The 16,021-nt window shown below is 66.7% G+C and carries 15 protein-coding genes; 10 read left to right on the top strand and 5 right to left on the bottom strand.

The genetic code is table 11. The features are described 5' to 3' along the window. The first annotated feature begins 39 nt into the window (after window positions 1–39). Window positions 40–957 carry a dihydrodipicolinate synthase family protein gene (locus AB4Z55_RS02980; protein WP_354562471.1) on the top strand — a complete coding sequence of 306 codons (918 nt, stop codon included), beginning with the start codon at window positions 40–42 and terminating at the stop codon, window positions 955–957. Here AB4Z55_RS02980 and AB4Z55_RS02975 read toward each other — a convergent pair. Genes AB4Z55_RS02975 through AB4Z55_RS02965 form a run of 3 tightly spaced genes read right to left on the bottom strand, consistent with a single transcriptional unit; the run spans window position 947 to window position 3,908 of the window. After that, a complete protein-coding gene (locus AB4Z55_RS02975) occupies window positions 947–1,576 on the bottom strand; it encodes a TetR/AcrR family transcriptional regulator (protein WP_239403007.1) in 630 nt (209 codons plus the stop codon). The two genes, AB4Z55_RS02980 and AB4Z55_RS02975, sit on opposite strands and share 11 nt — an antisense overlap. 8 nt (window positions 1,577–1,584) lie before the next feature. After that, on the bottom strand, window positions 1,585–2,472 hold the full coding sequence (locus AB4Z55_RS02970) for an alpha/beta hydrolase (RefSeq protein ID WP_354562469.1): 888 nt from the start codon (window positions 2,470–2,472) through the stop codon (window positions 1,585–1,587). Between the two features lie 11 nt (window positions 2,473–2,483). Next, window positions 2,484–3,908 carry an APC family permease gene (locus AB4Z55_RS02965; protein ID WP_354562467.1) on the bottom strand — a complete coding sequence of 475 codons (1,425 nt, stop codon included), beginning with the start codon at window positions 3,906–3,908 and terminating at the stop codon, window positions 2,484–2,486. 215 nt (window positions 3,909–4,123) lie between these two features. On the opposite strand from AB4Z55_RS02965, the gene AB4Z55_RS02960 reads away from it, so the two are divergent. From AB4Z55_RS02960 to AB4Z55_RS02950, 3 genes are all read left to right on the top strand, one after another. Beyond that, window positions 4,124–5,233 (top strand): FAD-dependent monooxygenase, encoded by a 1,110-nt coding sequence (locus AB4Z55_RS02960; protein WP_354562466.1) that lies wholly within the window; start codon window positions 4,124–4,126, stop codon window positions 5,231–5,233. Between the two features lie 64 nt (window positions 5,234–5,297). After that, window positions 5,298–6,011, top strand: a complete 714-nt coding sequence (locus AB4Z55_RS02955) for a GntR family transcriptional regulator (protein WP_369519089.1) — start codon at window positions 5,298–5,300, stop codon at window positions 6,009–6,011. A gap of 71 nt (window positions 6,012–6,082) precedes the next feature. After that, entirely contained in the window at window positions 6,083–7,894 is a 1,812-nt protein-coding gene (locus tag AB4Z55_RS02950; protein ID WP_239403012.1) for a gamma-glutamyltransferase family protein, read from the top strand. A gap of 24 nt (window positions 7,895–7,918) precedes the next feature. On the opposite strand, the gene AB4Z55_RS02945 is transcribed toward AB4Z55_RS02950, so the two are convergent. Beyond that, window positions 7,919–8,413: an Lrp/AsnC family transcriptional regulator gene (locus AB4Z55_RS02945; RefSeq protein WP_239403013.1), complete on the bottom strand. Its 495-nt coding sequence runs from the start codon at window positions 8,411–8,413 to the stop codon at window positions 7,919–7,921. A gap of 143 nt (window positions 8,414–8,556) precedes the next feature. Between AB4Z55_RS02945 and pdhA the strand changes: the two genes are divergently transcribed. From pdhA to AB4Z55_RS02915, 6 genes are all read left to right on the top strand, one after another. Continuing rightward, entirely contained in the window at window positions 8,557–9,648 is a 1,092-nt protein-coding gene (gene pdhA / locus AB4Z55_RS02940; protein WP_354562464.1) for a pyruvate dehydrogenase (acetyl-transferring) E1 component subunit alpha, read from the top strand. After that, the gene (locus tag AB4Z55_RS02935; RefSeq protein WP_239403015.1) at window positions 9,645–10,634 is read left to right on the top strand and encodes an alpha-ketoacid dehydrogenase subunit beta; all 990 of its coding nucleotides are present in this window, start codon (window positions 9,645–9,647) and stop codon (window positions 10,632–10,634) included. Before pdhA ends, AB4Z55_RS02935 begins: the two co-directional genes overlap by 4 nt. Before the next feature lie 17 nt (window positions 10,635–10,651). Then, window positions 10,652–12,013, top strand: coding sequence for a dihydrolipoamide acetyltransferase family protein (locus tag AB4Z55_RS02930; protein WP_354562462.1), 1,362 nt, complete (start codon window positions 10,652–10,654; stop codon window positions 12,011–12,013). 31 nt (window positions 12,014–12,044) lie between these two features. After that, window positions 12,045–13,427 (top strand): dihydrolipoyl dehydrogenase, encoded by a 1,383-nt coding sequence (gene lpdA / locus AB4Z55_RS02925; protein ID WP_354562461.1) that lies wholly within the window; start codon window positions 12,045–12,047, stop codon window positions 13,425–13,427. Between the two features lie 34 nt (window positions 13,428–13,461). Next, window positions 13,462–14,556, top strand: coding sequence for a Glu/Leu/Phe/Val dehydrogenase (locus AB4Z55_RS02920; protein ID WP_239403018.1), 1,095 nt, complete (start codon window positions 13,462–13,464; stop codon window positions 14,554–14,556). Between the two features lie 73 nt (window positions 14,557–14,629). Further along, the gene (locus AB4Z55_RS02915; protein ID WP_354562459.1) at window positions 14,630–15,316 is read left to right on the top strand and encodes a hypothetical protein; all 687 of its coding nucleotides are present in this window, start codon (window positions 14,630–14,632) and stop codon (window positions 15,314–15,316) included. 9 nt (window positions 15,317–15,325) lie between these two features. On the opposite strand, the gene AB4Z55_RS02910 is transcribed toward AB4Z55_RS02915, so the two are convergent. Next, window positions 15,326–16,018, bottom strand: coding sequence for an XRE family transcriptional regulator (locus AB4Z55_RS02910; protein ID WP_239403020.1), 693 nt, complete (start codon window positions 16,016–16,018; stop codon window positions 15,326–15,328). Between the last annotated feature and the right edge of the window lie 3 nt (window positions 16,019–16,021).

Below are 16,021 nucleotides of genomic sequence, written 5' to 3'. Positions count from 1 at the left end.
GAGAATAGCATCTTCTTACTGGAAGGCTCCCCAACTCCGATGAAACGTCAGCAGGGCGCCGGCGACCCGAGAAACATCACAGCCTGGGGCATGGTGCCGACTCCCTTCACCCGGACCGGCGATGTCGACCACGCCTCCCTGCACCGCGTCGTGACACACCTGCGCAGTTGTGGCTGCGACGGTTTCATCGCGCTGGGTGCCATCGCCGAGCCGGGCACCCTCAGCCGAAGTGAGAAAGTCGATATCGTGCGGACCATCGCCGTGGCGGCGGGTAGCGCACCGGTCGCCGGTGCGGTTCTCGCACTCGAGCCCGAGCGGTTCGACGCCGACCTGAACGCTCTGAGCACACAGACCCGAGACGTTCTCTCCGCGATCATGATCCCGGTGAACAGCCCCGATCCGGACCTTCTCGAGGCGGCGATCGAACACGCCGGCCTCGCCTCTGGACTCCCGGTCATACTCCAGGACCTGCCCCGGTTCTCCGGTGTCCACATCGACACCTCCGACCTCGCCGCGGCGGTGTCGGCGAGCTCGTGCTGCATGGCCGTGAAGTGTGAGGCGCCACCGACGTACGAACGGATCCGGTTTTTGTCGGAGCACACCTCCACTGCCCTCATCAGTGGGTTCGGCGGCCTCGGCCTCGTCGACGACGTGATCGCGGGTGCATCATCGGTCGCAATAGGATCCACCCCGACGCGGGAGGTCGTCGAGGCGATGAGGCGGGCGCTCGACGGCCGTTACGAAGAGGCATCCGCGATGATCGGAACGGTGGCGTCGCGAATCCACTTCGAGACCCAACCAGGCGCGAATGTCGCCATCCGCAAACGATATTGGCAACGGGCCGGCGTCATCGAGACACACGTGGTACGACAACCGACCCGCGGATTCGGTCCCGAACTCGAAGAGCATTCGCTCGTTCACCACCCGGCGGTCTCGCCGTTCGGCCTCACGACCTGACGTCGTCCAACAGGCGGGTGGTGACGTCGATCAACGAGTCAGCGTACTCGTCCGGGCTCGGAAAGCCGTCGTAGGGAACGGTTCCGGGGGCCAGATGACCTAACGAGATGACCCGCATGAGCAGACTCTGCACGATGACTTCATAGGCCGTCGCGACAGCCCGCTCGTCATGGACGCCTTGAGCTCTCAGGCTGTCGACGAGAACCGATCGAATCTGCTCGTGGAAGGCGAAACCCCGACTCCGCAGCCGCTCATCGTGGGCGGAGTGGACGAAGATGAACGCGTACAGGCGTTCCGCGCCGAACAGGGTGCGGCTCAACGTGCCGATGTAGGCACGCAGAATCGCCTCCGGCGTCGGCCGCGTCTCCGCGAGACGTCGCTCGATCTCGTCGGCGAGGTCGGAGAGCGCCTGGTCCTTGACCGCGTACAACAACGAGTCCTTGTCCGGGTACCGGCCATACACTCCCCCGACGGACACCGCCGCACGGGAGGCCACCGCCGCCATCGTGAAGTCCTGGATTCCGACGTCGGTGATCACCTCGATGGCGGCCTGCAGGATTCGTGCCGCCGATTGCCGACTACGGCTCTGTTGTGGCTCCAGCGCGGGGCGAACGGTCATCGAATCGCCTACTCCTTCCAGGACTGTCGCAAGAACGACACCGCGTCCTCGGTCCGTGTGTCGTCGGAGAACTCGGCCGCTCCGTGATCTGCGCCCTCGACGATACGGAGCGTGCTGCGGAAGCCGGCCTCCTGGAGTGCAGTATGCAGGTTGATCGACTGCGCGTGTCCGACGCGCGTGTCCGCGTCTCCGTGGCCCAGGAGGTAATCGGGCCGAACGCCCGCCGTGAAGTGCGCCGCGACGGCGGGCACGACGGCGCTGCTAGCGGCGAACAGGTCGACGATGTCGGACAGGTCAGCAGCCGCCCGTGCTCCCGTCGGTGAGGCGTCGGCTCGCAGAGATCGCGCATCGGCCACACCGTAATGCGCGATGACTGAACGAACGACCGCCGACTCGCGGCCCTCGTCGACGCCACGCCCCACCAGCCTGTCCCCGGTCACAGCGGCGATGCCGGCGAGCAGCGCGCCCGCGGAGCTTCCCCACAGCGACACCCGCTGGGGGTCGAGATTCCACTCGTGGGCGTGCCGGCGTAGCCAGCGCACGGCGGCCCGCACGTCTTCGACCGGTTCGGGGAAGCCGACTTCGCCCGCCAGTCGGTACGACGCGGATGCGACCGCGATCCCGCTGCGGGGCAGGGAGTTCCACGGTCCCATCTCGCGCACTCCGCCGACGAAGCTGCCGCCGTGGATGTAGACCACCACCGGCCACGGACCGCCGGTGGTCGGAAGATGGAGATCGAGCCGCAGGGGTCGCCAACCGGGTATCGCCGCGAAGATCAGGCCGCGGTGACTCGCCGTCGCAGGCAGTACACCCACCGGAGGCGGTGACAACAGTTCGGGAGGAGTCACCGACTCGTAGTCGATCGAGGGTGCGACGTCGGCGATGGTCCGGGGCATGGTCGTGACTCCTAGTCGAGGACGGACAACTCGTTGCGATTGCCGATGTGCTTCTGCCGCGCTGCGCCGTAGACCGCCGCGGCGATGGGGAGAAGTGGCATGAGCAGGACGATCAGCTTCGTACTACCTGTGACATCGGAGTAGTTGGCGATGATGACACCGAGGACCACCAGGAGGCACAGGCCCGACACGATGGGCGCGACGAGGACCGCCCAGACATTCGCCCGGGGGAGCTTCCCCAACCGGGCCGCCACGAGGATGCTCACGCAGCATCCGAGCATGAGGGCGGTCAACGAGATGCTGGTGACACCCGACACCATCGGAAAAAGGTTGACGATGGGATCGGCACCTGCGACGACGAAGGGTGCGAGAACCACCACCGAGATTCCCGTCTGCACCGCTCCGGCCACGGATGGCGTTCCCCATCGCGGATGCACCGACGCCAACACCGATGGCAGCAGGTCCGCGCGGCCGAGGGCGAAGTGATACCGGGCCGCCATGTTGTGGAACGCGACGCTGGCGGCGAAGAAGCTGATGGTGACCAGGACGGACAACAGATTCCCCGACCACGAGCCGAGATAGATGTCGGCGGTCGCGAAGACCAGCGCGCCCGGGTCCTCGGCGGCGACCGCCTTGACGTCGTCGAACGCCGCGACCAGCGACCAGGTGGCGACGACGAAGACGCCCACGAGCAGTGCGATAGAGGCGTACGTCGCGATCTTGATGCTCTTACGCGCCGCCCTGGCCTCTTCGCCGTAGATCGCGGTCGCTTCGAATCCGACGAACGACAGGACACAGAACGCCAGCGTCAGCGCCACGTTTCCGTCCAACATCGCACCGGGTGAGAAGACGTCGAACGACCAACCCTCCGGACGCTGGACGGCGACCGCGACCGCGAGGACGAGCAGCATCACGAACTGCAGGATCGACACGACGGTGATGAGGTGTTTGGCGACCTCGACGCCGCGCCGGCCGAACCATGCGGTCAGGACGAGCACGACGGCTGCGTAGAGGTACCAGGGCGCATCGAAGCCGAACATCGATTCGATCGTCAGGCCGAGGAAGTACCCTGTCGCCGCGGCCATTCCGGCCGCCGCCATGTTGTAGGCGGTGGTGGCGACGAACGCCGCACCGGAGCCGACGAGACGTCCGAGCCCGAATCCGATGAAGGCGTAGTACGCACCGGCATTCGTGACGTACCGAGCTAGGGTCACGAACGCCGAGGCGAACACGGTCAACGCGAGTGCGACCACCACCAGAAGTCCCACGGTTCCGGCGCCGACACCGAACCCGAGGCTCAGGGAGAGATTCGACGCCATCGCGGTGAGGGGCGCGGCGACGGCCACCACCATGAACGTCAAGCCGAATGCGCCGATCGTGTTGCGCTTGAGATGTTCGGTATGCGGGACTGGTGGCCGGCTGGTCTGTGAGGACATGGTGCCTTCGATTCCTGTGGGTTGGGGCCGGTCGCTCGAGTCTGCGAGCCGGGCCGTCGAACGGACTGCAGCGGTATACGCGAATCCGAATTCGTGTTAGAACTATTGCATCCAATTCGAATCACCGTCAATGGCGAAAGTGATTCGTAACACATCGGAAACACGCCACCGCACGGAGCGAGCTGGTGGTTCCGCACTCGGAGGAGACCCACACGATGCGAGTTCTGATTTCTGGCGGCTCGGTGGCCGGCCTGACCGCGGCGGCTCTGTTGAGCCGTGACGGTCACGAGGTCACCTTGTTGGAACGTGCTTCCGGACCGCGGCAGGGCGGGGTCGCCGTCGACGTTCGCGGACCGGCGCTCGATGTTGCTCGGAGGCTGGGCCTTCACGAACTGTTGCTCGACCATCGCGTCGACTACGAGGACCGCTTCTCGTTCGTGGACAGCGCGGGGGTGCCCCAGGCCCTCGTGACGCCCAACACCGATGTCTACGACAGCCCCGACGACATCGAGATCTCGCGCGACCGGCTCGTGGACATCCTGTCCGATGCCGTCCCCCGAGCGGTCACCACGTTGTACGGGTCCTGGATCGATGAACTCGAGGACGAGGACTCTCATGTCACCGTCGGGATCCGGGGTGCCGAGACCCGGCCTGAGGAGTTCGATCTGGTGATCGGGGCCGACGGTCTGCACTCCGGGGTTCGACGACTGGCCTTCGGGCCCGAGCACCGCTTCGTACGTCACCTCGGTCTGTATGTCGGCGTGATCCGGAGCTGCTCGACAGATCTGGGCGTTCGGGACACGACGGTCTACAACGAGCCGGGGAGGATGGTGATGGTCCGCGGCGACGGTCGGGAACAGTCCGTCATCCTCGGATACCGATCCCCACTGATCGACTACGACTACCGCGACGTCGACGCGCACCGAAGAATGCTCTTGAACGCTTTCACCGGCGACACGGGCTGGAGGTTCGGTGAGATCCGCAACGAGATCGCGTCCACCCCGGACCTCTACTTCGACGCCGTCAGCCAGACCGTCATGGACTCGTGGACGACCGGACGCGTCGCACTCATCGGCGATGCCGGGTACTGCGCATCGTTCTTCTCGGGTATGGGCACCACCCTCGCCATGACCGGCGCAGCCGCATTGGCGCGGGCCCTCGCCGAGGAGGCCACGGTGCCGAAGGCGCTGCACGCCTACTGCTCGACGATGCGTCCCGTGGTCGACGCCGCGCATGCGTTGGCCGGCGAGGGTGCCGACATCCTGTTCCCGACGACGGATGAGGACATCACCCTCCGCAATCGCCGATACGCGCTGAAGGTCTGATCGCCGCATGTCCCGCCCGGCGCCGACGCTGCCGTAAGATTGGCGCTCGTCCCGACGAGCCTGGGTGGAGGACGAGCAGGTGCTGGTGGAACCTACCGCTGACGAGCCGCTGTCGATGAGCGACTCGTTGGTCGCCGAACTCCAGCGCCGAATCCTCGACGGTCAGATCGCCGTGGGCTCGTGGCTCCGGCACGAAGCACTCGCCGAGGAGTTCGGTGTTAGCAGAACCCCTGTCCGCGAGGCTCTCCGGGTGCTCCAGGCACAGGGGATCGTCACGATCGTCAAGAATCGCGGCGCGCTCGTCGAGGGGCTCTCCGGACGCGACATCCGCGAACTCGGCGAGGTGCGTGCGGAATTGGAGGGTTTGGCGGCCGCGCTCGCCGCGGAGAACATGTCCGACGACCTGCTCATCGTCGTCAACACGGCGTGGGACGCCTTCGAGTCCGCACTGGACGCCGGCGACACCGATCGCACAGCCCTCGAGGGAACGTGGCGAGAAGCCAACCGGCGCTTCCATTCCGCCATCCTGAACGGATGCGGCAACCGTCAGCTGGGCATCACGATCAGAGAGGTCAGTCGTCGACTGCCGACCAACTCGTCGTTCGCGATCTACGCCAGGAGTTCGAGGCTGCTCCGGGACAACCTCGAGCAGCACCACGACATCGCCCGCGCGATCGAGGCGCACGATGCCCGTAAGGCGCGCGAAGCCATGTCGTGGCACATCCGATCGACGGCCGAACATCTCGCCCGATGGGTCGAGGACCAGGACCGGGCCTGACCGGTCTCTCCAGGCCACACCGGCCCGAGCAGTGATTGCATCCAATTGGCTCCGGTGTGCATACTGCTTGCATGACCCTGGCCTCCTCGACCACTCGCTTCCGTACTCCGTCTCCTGACGTCAGCAGGCCTACCCTGCGCGGGTGGTTCGGCATGGCCGCGTCGACCCACTGGATGGCCACCGGCGCGGCTCAGTCCGTGCTGGAGCGCGGCGGCAACGCATTCGATGCGGCTGTGGCCGCGGGTTTCGTGCTCCACGTGGTCGAACCCCACCTCAACGGCCCGGGAGGCGACCTGGTGGCTCTCATCGCACCCGCCAATCGAGGCCAGGCCGAAGTCGTTGTGGGACAGGGGCCCGCACCCCGGGGCGCCTCCATCGAGGCGTTCACCGCCATGGGGATCTCCGAGGTCCCCGCGGCGGGCGCCCTCGCCGCAGCGGTACCCGCGGCCGTCGAATCGTGGCTGTCGATCCTCGAAGAACACGGCACATGGCACCTGGCCGATGTACTCGCCTACGCGATCGACTATGCCCGCAACGGAATCCCGTGCAGCCCCAAGCTGGCCGGAGTCATCGAGACGATGGCCCCACACTTCCGCGAGCACTGGCCGACCTCGGCCGAGGTATGGCTGACCGACGGCATACCGGGCGAGGGGGACCTCATCCGGAACCCCGCGTACGCTTCAGTCCTCGACGAACTGGCGGCTGCCTCGTCCGCGACGTCTCGAACCGAAGGCATTCGACGCGCCCGAGAACTCTGGCGCGGGCCGATCGCGCGGTCGATCGTGTCGTTCGCATCGCGGCCTCATCGACACTCCGACGGGCGGGATCACGCCGGGGTGATCACGGCACACGATTTCGCCGAACTCAACGTCCCGCGCGAAGAACCGCTCGTCCGGAACTTCCACGGGGTCGAGGTGGTCAAGGCGGGGTTCTGGTCCTCGGGACCGGTGTTGCTCCAGGCGTTGGGCATCCTGGAATCGGCCGGCCAGACCAGGAGCATCGATCCGTCGACCGTCGAGGGCATCCACACCATCACCGAGGCGATGAAGCTGGCGATGGCCGATCGCGACGCCTACTACGGCGACGCCCGCGCCCTGCCGGACATCGTCGCCGAGTACCTTCTCTCCCCCGAATACTGCGCTCGACGTGCGGGCCTGATCTCCGACGAGGCCAGCGGCGACTTCCGTCCGGGCCCGGTTCCCGGATGTCGGCCCTTCATCCCTCCCGTGTCCGAACCCGACGATGTCCCGACAATCGGGACCGGTGAGCCCACCGTCTCGCGAGATGGCGAAACACGGGGCGACACATGCCATGTCGATATCGTCGACCGCTGGGGGAACTTCGTCTCCGCGACTCCGTCCGGCGGGTGGCTGCAATCCTCGCCGGCGATTCCCGGCCTCGGTTTCTGCCTCGGGACGCGGCTGCAGATGACGTGGCTGGATCCGACCTCGCCGTCGGCGTTGACGCCCGGCCGCCGCCCGCGGACCACGCTCAGCCCCACGATGCTGTCGAGTGCCGGAACGCCCGTCGCCGCGCTGGGTACGCCGGGGGGAGATCAACAAGACCAATGGCAGTTGCTCTATCTCCTGCGCACCGTTGTCGGCGGCTACACGCCCCAGGAGGCGATCGACGCGCCCATGTTCCACACCACGGCGATCACCAGTTCTTTCTGGCCTCGGGTGAGGTCGGAGCGCGGTCTGGTGATCGAGGACCGCGTGGATCCCGGAGTGCTAGACGGTCTACGCGAACGGGGACATGACGTCGCCGTGTCATCCGGATGGTCGCTCGGCCGCCTGTCCATGGTTGGACGAGATCCGTTGAGCGGCATGCTCAGCGGAGCCGCCAATCCCCGCGGGGGTCTCGGATATGCCGCCGGCCGGTGATGCGGTGAACCGCGCGTAGTGGCTTCACGGGGCACCTGTGGCCGGCGACTCGCCTGTCGCGGCCCGTCTCAGCAACTGATGCGTGCGATAGGGGACGAGTTCCTGCATGGCGAGGCTCACGTTGGTCCGCTCCACCCCGTCGACGTCGAGGATGAGTCCCGCGACGCGGTACAGGTCGTCGGTGTCTGCGGCGACGATTCGGATGAGAAGGTCTGAGGGGCCGGATAATCCGATCACCTCGACGATCTCCGGGATGCCCGCGAGGCTCTCGGTGACCTCCGCGAGTCGGCGCTGATCGACCGTGGTGATCACGAAGGCGAGCAATGGCAGACCGAGGCTGCGCGGTGAGACCCGCCGGTCGTAACCCCCGAGCACATCGTCCCGATCCCACCGATCGAGCCTGGACTGCACGGTGTTTCGCGATACCTTCAGCCGGGCCGCGAGATCCACGCCGGTGGCTCGAGGGGTATCGCACAGGGCGAGGAGTAGGCGCGCGTCGGTGCGATCGAGATCAGGCATACCGCTCAGTGTGCCACACCACATACCCATTCCGCCTGAGCATGATGCGCAATCAGAAATAGAGCGGTTGCGCATTCAGTGCGTCGATGTTTGTCTCGAACGAACAGACTGCCCAATGGCACCAACCGTTCTCAGGAGGAACCATGGCGTTCGAACTCCATGCCACCCCCGCCCAGCTCATCACCGCGGACGGGACTCGCGTCGAGGACGACGACCTGTCGCCCGCGATCGTCGACATCGACGGCGAGGCCCTCCGTGATCTCTACGAGGATCTCGTCGTGGTTCGCCGGATCGACTCCGAGGCAACGGCTCTGCAACGCCAGGGCGAGCTCGGACTGTGGGCTCCGCTGCTCGGCCAGGAAGCCGCACAGGTGGGATCCGCACGGGCACTCGACACGTCCGACTTCGTCTTCGCCAGCTACCGCGAACATGGCGTCGCCTACTGTCGCGGCGTCGATCCCACGCATATGCTGCGGTTCTGGCGCGGTTCGACCCACTCGGGATGGAATCCGCTCGAGTACCGGATGACCACTCCGGCAATCATCGTCGGATGCCAGGCCCTGCACGCGACGGGTTACGCCATGGGTTCGGCACTCGACGGAGACACCGCCGCGACGATCACCTACTTCGGCGACGGCGCCACCAGCCAGGGCGACATCTCCGAAGCCTTCCTGTTCGCGGCCAGCTACCGGGCCCCGGTGGTGTTCTTCTGCCAGAACAACCAGTGGGCCATCTCCGAGCCGGTGTCGCTGCAGACGACCGTGTCGATCGCCGAACGCGGCCGCGGGTTCGGCATCCCGTCGATTCGCGTCGACGGCAACGACGTGCTCGCCGTGCTGGCGGCCACACGACTGGCGCTCGCCAACGCGCGAGAAGACAACGGGCCCAGCCTGATCGAGGCGGTCACCTACCGGATGGGCCCGCACACGACGTCCGACGACCCCACCCGCTACCGGGACGCCGCCCTCGACGACGAATGGAAGCAGAAGGATCCCCTCGATCGGGTGCGCGCTCTGCTGGAGCGCGAAGGGCTCGTCGACGACGCGTTCCTCTCCCGCATCCAGAAGCGGGCGGACACCACCGCCGCCGCATTGCGCAAGGGCTGCCTGGAAACCGTCGAACCCGAACCCATGTCCCTGTTCGATCACGTCTATGCCGACCCGCATCCGCTGATCGACGACGAACGCGCACAGTACGCGAGCTATCTCGCCGGATTCGAAGGATCGACACGATGAGCAACACCACCACGCTCCCCCTGGGCAAGGCACTCAACGCCGGTCTGCGGCGCGCGCTCGAGGACGACCCACGAGTCCTGTTGATGGGTGAGGACATCGGGGCGCTCGGCGGGGTCTTCCGCATCACCGACGGACTGCAGAAGGACTTCGGACCGCATCGTGTGGTCGACACGCCGCTCGCCGAGTCCGGCATCCTCGGAACGGCGGTCGGGCTGGCCATGCGCGGCTACCGGCCGGTCATCGAGATCCAGTTCGACGGGTTCATCTACCCGGCCTTCGACCAGATCGTGTCCCAGGTCGCGAAGCTGCACTACCGGACGAGCGGTAACGTGAAGATGCCGCTCACGATCCGCGTCCCCTACGGGGGCGGCATCGGCGCCATCGAGCACCACTCCGAATCCCCCGAGGGCTACTTCGCCCAGACCGCGGGTCTGCGCGTGGTCACGTGCAGCACCGCCGCGGATGCGCATCTGATGATCCGGCAGGCGATCGCATCCGACGATCCGGTCCTGTTCTTCGAGCCGAAGCGGCGCTATTGGGAGAAGGGTGAGGTCGATCTGCAGGCCCCCGCCGACTCCTACCCACTGCACCGTGCGCGGACCGTCGTCGAGGGCGACGACATCACGTTGCTGACCTATGGACCTCTCGTCACCACAGCCCGTCAGGCCGCGAAAGTCGCTGCCGAAGAGGGCACTTCGGTGGAGGTGATCGATCTGCGGTCACTGTCACCGCTCGACATGGACACCATCGAGAACTCCGTGCGCAAGACGGGGCGACTGGTCGTGGCGCACGAGGCGCCGGTCTTCCTGGGTATCGGCGCGGAGATCGCCGCCCGCGTCACCGAGCGATGCTTCTACCACCTCGAAGCCCCCGTTCTGCGTGTCGGCGGCTTCGCCATCCCGTACCCGCCAGCCAAGCTCGAGGAACACTTTCTCCCCGATGTCGACCGCATGCTCGATGCGGTCGACAAATCTACGGCCGCGTGACGGCAGAGGACCTGACGATGAGCACCATCAACACCTTTCATCTGCCGGACCTCGGTGAAGGACTCACCGAGGCCGACCTCGTCACCTGGACGGTCGGGGTCGGCGACACCGTCGAACTCAATCAGGTGATCGCCGAGGTCGAGACAGCCAAGGCCTCGGTGGAACTGCCGTCCCCGTACGCCGGGACCGTCGTCGCACTGCACGCCGCCGAAGGCGACACCATCGACGTCGGCCGGCCCATCATCGAGATCGATACCGCCGGGGAACCCGTCGATCGATCTGACGTCGAGGCCGAGTCCGCGGCCGCTGCCTCCGAAGGGGAAACGGAACGTGTCCCCGTCCTGGTCGGTTACGGGGTCGCCGGCGAGGGCACGAGCCGCCGGCGTCGAACCGGGACCACCCCGCTGGTCGACGACGCACCGTCCCCCGACACCGCCACCCGGGACATCACGCCGGTGACCACCGAAGGTCGCCGACGTCCGCTCGCGAAACCGCCGGTCCGGTTCCTGGCCAAGCAGAACGGGGTCGACCTGGCCGCGGTCACGCCGACCGGCCGGCACGGAGAGGTGACCCGTGCCGACGTGGCCGGGTACCTGTCCGACCGGACGGCGCCGTCCGCAGACGACTCCCACGTCGCTGCCGACGTCGTCGCAGATTCACCCCCGGCCACACCGCATCTCGAGGAAACCCGCACGCCGATCAAGGGCGTACGCAAACACACCGCGGCAGCGATGGTCTCCTCCGCGTTCACCGCGCCGCACGTCACCGAGTTCGTGACGATCGACATCACCGAGACCCTCGAACTACTCGATCGTCTTCGCGCCCACCGCCGGTTCGCCGAGACCCGACTGACTCCCCTCGCACTGATCTCCAAGGCGTTGCTCATCGCCTTGCGGTCGAACCCGAGCCTCAACTCGTACTGGGACGAGGACGCACAGGAGATCGTCACGAAGCACTACGTCAATCTCGGCATCGCGGCCGCCACGCCGCGCGGACTGATGGTGCCCAACATCAAGGGCGCAGAACGCATGTCGCTCCACGAACTCGCGGGGGCGCTGGTCGAACTGACCACCACGGCGAAGTCGGGCAAGACCCCTCCGGCCGACCTGGCGGGCGGGACCATCACGATCACCAACGTCGGAGTGTTCGGCGTCGATTCCGGTACGCCGATCCTCAATCCCGGTGAGGCGGCCATCCTCTGTGTCGGCGCGATTCGTCGTCAGCCATGGGAACACCAGGGCGAGATCGCCCTTCGCTCGGTCACGACCCTGAGTCTGTCCTTCGACCACCGGCTCGTCGACGGCGAACAGGGTTCACGTTTCCTCGCCGACATCGGACGCATCCTGTCGGACCCGTTCGAACTGATCGCGCTCGGATGACCGGGCGCAGACCGAAGACAGGAGAACCCTCATGACCCGCACCCCTGATGTCGTCGTCCTCGGCGGTGGTTCAGGCGGTTATGCCTGTGCGATCCGTGCCGCACAACTCGGGCTCGCCGTGACGCTGGTCGAGTCCGCCAAGCTCGGCGGCACGTGCCTGCACCGGGGTTGCATTCCGACCAAGGCGCTCGTCCACGCGGGCGAGGTCGTCGAGACCATTCGGGACAGTTCGCGATTCGGCGTGCTGGGATCACTAGACGGCATCGACATGGAACGGGTCCACTCGTACAAGAACGGAGTCGTCGGCAAACTGTTCCAAGGGCTCCAGGGCCTGATCCGGCACCACGGCATCGAGGTGGTCTCCGGCCATGGCCGGTACGTCGGCAACAAGACCGTCGACGTCGACGGCGAGCCGATCGAAGCGCGACGCGCTGTGGTCCTGGCGACCGGTTCGCAACCTCGGACCATTCCCGGCCTCCCGATCGGCGACCGGATCATAACCAGCGACGACGCCCTCGAGCTGTCGCAGATCCCCTCGCGAGCAGTCATTCTCGGCGGCGGTGTGATCGGGGTCGAGTTCGCCGGTCTCCTCGATGCACTCGGGACCGAGGTCACCGTGGTCGAAGCGCTCCCGCGACTCGTCGCGTCGGAGGACGAGTGGTCGTCGAAGAGACTGGCTCGGGCTTTCCGCAAGCGCGGGATCGACGTCAGAACGTCGACGAAGGTCCTCGACGCGCACCAGACCGGAGCCACCGTCACCATCAGCACGGATGCCGGGGAGAAGATCGACACCGACCTCCTTCTCGTCGCAGTGGGTCGCGAACCCCGCACAGTCGACAGCGGTGTCGCCCAGGCGGGCGTCGCTCTCGATCGAGGCCACATCGTCGTGGACGATCAGCTGCGAACGAACCACGACGGGGTGTGGGCAGTCGGAGACGTCGTCGCTGGACTGCAACTCGCGCATCGCGGTTTCCAACAAGGTCTGTACGTCGCCGAGCAGATCGCCGGTCACAATCCGCCCCCGCTCGACGAGACCGGAATCCCGCGTGTCACCTACACGAGTCCCGAGATCGCGTCCGTCGGGCTCACCGAGGCGCAGGCCCGAGAGAAGTACGGCGACGTCACCACCGCCGAGTACGACCTCGCGGGCAACGGCAAGAGCCAGATCCTGGGCACCGCAGGAGGAATCAAGCTGATCCGCGCTGGCAACAACGACCAAGACGGCCCGGTCGTCGGCATCCACATGGTCGGGGACCGTATCAGTGAACTGGTGGGTCAGGCCCAGTTGATCGTCAACTGGAATGCCCACCCGGAGGATGTGGCCGCGCTCATCCACGCCCACCCGACCCAGTCCGAGGCTCTCGGCGAAGCGCATCTCGCACTCGCCGGCCAGCCGCTCCACGCCCATGGCTGACACGATCTGCCACCCCATCGAAGAAGGAACCACCTTGTCCGTCACCGTCGACACCCGCCACGATGCCCCCGACGCCGCCGTGTTCGGCCGCACCGACGCCATCCCCGGGCTCCCCCATGAACAGGTGGTCTTCTGCGAGGACGCGGCCACCGGCCTCCGAGCGATCATCGGTATCCACTCCACCGCACTCGGTCCCGCGCTCGGTGGGACCCGATTCCACCCGTACCCTGATCAGGGCGCAGCGCTCACCGACGTACTCCGACTCTCCCGCGGAATGACCTACAAGGCGGCGGTCGCGGGGGTCGATCTCGGCGGCGGGAAGGCCGTGATCATCGGTGATCCGGCGCGGGACAAGACACCCGAGCTGCTGCGGGTCTACGGCCGCTTCATCGACACCCTCGGTGGTCGGTACATCTCCGCGGGTGACGTCGGCACCGGCACCGAGGACCTCGACATCATCGGTGAATTCACCGACCATGTCGTCGGACGATCCGCGTCGGCGGGCGGCTCCGGGAACAGCGGGCCCATGACCGCTTTCGGTGTGTACCAGGGCATGCGGGCCGCGGCCGCGGCAGCCTGGGGGTCGCCGGATCTGGGCGACCGTGTTGTCGGCGTCGAAGGCGTCGGAAAGGTGGGCGCCGAACTCATCTCGTTGTTGCTGGCCGACGGGGCACGCGTCGTGGCCACCGATGTGAACCACGAGGCGTTGGCCGCGGTCGCGAACCGGTTCTCGGGGGTCGCGACATCAGGTGACCTGTTGGGCGAGGCGCTGGACGTCTATGCGCCGTGTGCCCTCGGCGGAACCCTGCATCCGCTGTCGCTGGAACGCATGACCGCGTCGGTGGTGTGCGGGGCCGCGAACAACCAACTCCTCGAGCCAGGCGTCGACGAACTGTTGCATGATCGCGGGATCACCTGGGTGCCCGATTATGTCGCGAACGCCGGCGGGTTGATCCAGGTCGCGGGTGAACGAGAGGGAGTCGAGCCCGACGCCGTGCGCAGCCGCGTGGCGACCATCTACGGAACGGTGACCGGGATCTTCGAACGCGCAGCCGCGGAATCCATCGCCCCCGGCCGTGCCGCCGATCGGATCGCGCAGACGCGTCTCGCCGAGGCCCGCGCCATGTGAGCAGACCGCGTCATCAACCCCGGCGCGCCCGAATCCCGTCCACGTACGTCAGTCGCCCGGTACCGTGCGCGGGATGACGGATTCCAAGGTGATCGTCGCCATCCGGGGCGGTGGACCCGCACGCGCCAACGTCAACGCCCTGGTCGAGCGCTGCGCGACAGCGGGCGCCACGCGCGTCCAGGTCAACATCTGCGACGACCTGGTGTCGGGCGCCATGCGCATCGACGAGCTCGACCCGCCGATCGGCGCGGTGGTGTCGTTCTGGGCGCTCGAAGCGGCGACGGTGCTCGACGCCATCGATGAGGCAGTCGACGGTCCGATAGCCGCGTGGGAGGTCACCGCGCGGACACCGCTGAATCCGGACCTTCCCGCCGACGGGTCGCGCATCGACGCGCTGTCCAACATCGCGTTCCTGCGCCGCCCTGACGACCTCGACCGCGACGAGTGGCTCCGTCGGTGGTTGGACGATCACACCCAGGTCGCCATCGACACCCAGGCCACGTTCGGATATGTCCAGAACATCGTGGATCGACCGCTGACCGAGAACGCCCCGCCGGTCGCGGCCATCGTCGAAGAACTGTTCCCGATGGCGGCGGTCAACGACATCCACGCGTTCTACGGAAGCGACGGGGACCAGCGGGAACTCGAGCGCCGGATGACCTCGATGCTGGAGAGTGTGTCGCGGTTCGGCGCGGACCGCCACCTCGACGTGGTGCCGACGTCGCGTCATGACTTCGACCTCAGCCGGTCGCGGACCTGAATCAGGCTGTCACACAGCCGAGTCCGGGAACGCGATCACCGACAGGAAGCGCACCGGCAGTTCGACGAGTTCGACGGGCCCGTGCGCCCCTTCACCGTCGAGCTGTAGCGAGTCGCCCGGTTGCATCCGATACACCGACCGACTGTGCGCGTAGTCCATGACGCCCTCGAGGACGTGCAGGAACTCGGTTCCGGCGTGCTGGAACAGCGGCTGGGTGACCGACTTCTCGGTCAGGGTGACGAGCAGGCACTCGAGGCGCTTGTGCTCGCCACGTAACGAACCCAGCAGCTCGTACTCATGCCCCTCCCGGGAGCCCTCACGAATGATCTCCGAACCCTCACCGGCTTTGACGAACACCGCCGACCGCTCCATCTCGGCGCCGCGGAACAGCGAGGTGACCGACACGTCGAAGCCGTTCGCCAGGCGGGCGAGGGTGCTCAGACTGCAGGAGGTCTGGGCGTTCTCGATCTTCGACAGCATCGCCTTGGAGATGCCGACGCGAGTGGCCATGTCCCCCACCGACAGCCCCTGCTGGCGTCGCAGGCGCCGCACGTTGTGCGCGATCGCGGTCTCGAGCTCCAGCTCCTCGACCGACTGGTCGACGGGCCGCTCCCGCGCGGTGCCGGATTGATTCCGGATCAGAGGGTCGTCCGTCACGCTGACAGCATAGAGAGAAACATCGTTTCCTGACAGTTGACACACGAT

The organism is Gordonia sp. ABKF26 (genome assembly GCF_041103195.1).
Classification (GTDB): Bacteria; Actinomycetota; Actinomycetes; order Mycobacteriales; family Mycobacteriaceae; genus Gordonia; species Gordonia terrae.
The sequence above is the reverse complement of the archived record's forward strand: the minus strand, read 5'-3'. Positions and strand labels throughout refer to the sequence as shown.

Excerpts from the sequence above, each read along its gene's own strand:
- AB4Z55_RS02980 (WP_354562471.1), top strand. The coding sequence starts at position 40 with ATGAAACGTCAGCAGGGCGCCGGCGACCCGAGAAACATCACAGCCTGG.
- AB4Z55_RS02975 (WP_239403007.1), bottom strand. The coding sequence starts at position 1,576 with ATGACCGTTCGCCCCGCGCTGGAGCCACAACAGAGCCGTAGTCGGCAA.
- AB4Z55_RS02970 (WP_354562469.1), bottom strand. The coding sequence starts at position 2,472 with ATGCCCCGGACCATCGCCGACGTCGCACCCTCGATCGACTACGAGTCG.
- AB4Z55_RS02965 (WP_354562467.1), bottom strand. The coding sequence starts at position 3,908 with ATGTCCTCACAGACCAGCCGGCCACCAGTCCCGCATACCGAACATCTC.
- AB4Z55_RS02960 (WP_354562466.1), top strand. The coding sequence starts at position 4,124 with ATGCGAGTTCTGATTTCTGGCGGCTCGGTGGCCGGCCTGACCGCGGCG.
- AB4Z55_RS02950 (WP_239403012.1), top strand. The coding sequence starts at position 6,083 with ATGACCCTGGCCTCCTCGACCACTCGCTTCCGTACTCCGTCTCCTGAC.
- AB4Z55_RS02945 (WP_239403013.1), bottom strand. The coding sequence starts at position 8,413 with ATGCCTGATCTCGATCGCACCGACGCGCGCCTACTCCTCGCCCTGTGC.
- pdhA (WP_354562464.1), top strand. The coding sequence starts at position 8,557 with ATGGCGTTCGAACTCCATGCCACCCCCGCCCAGCTCATCACCGCGGAC.
- AB4Z55_RS02935 (WP_239403015.1), top strand. The coding sequence starts at position 9,645 with ATGAGCAACACCACCACGCTCCCCCTGGGCAAGGCACTCAACGCCGGT.
- AB4Z55_RS02930 (WP_354562462.1), top strand. The coding sequence starts at position 10,652 with ATGAGCACCATCAACACCTTTCATCTGCCGGACCTCGGTGAAGGACTC.
- lpdA (WP_354562461.1), top strand. The coding sequence starts at position 12,045 with ATGACCCGCACCCCTGATGTCGTCGTCCTCGGCGGTGGTTCAGGCGGT.
- AB4Z55_RS02915 (WP_354562459.1), top strand. The coding sequence starts at position 14,630 with ATGACGGATTCCAAGGTGATCGTCGCCATCCGGGGCGGTGGACCCGCA.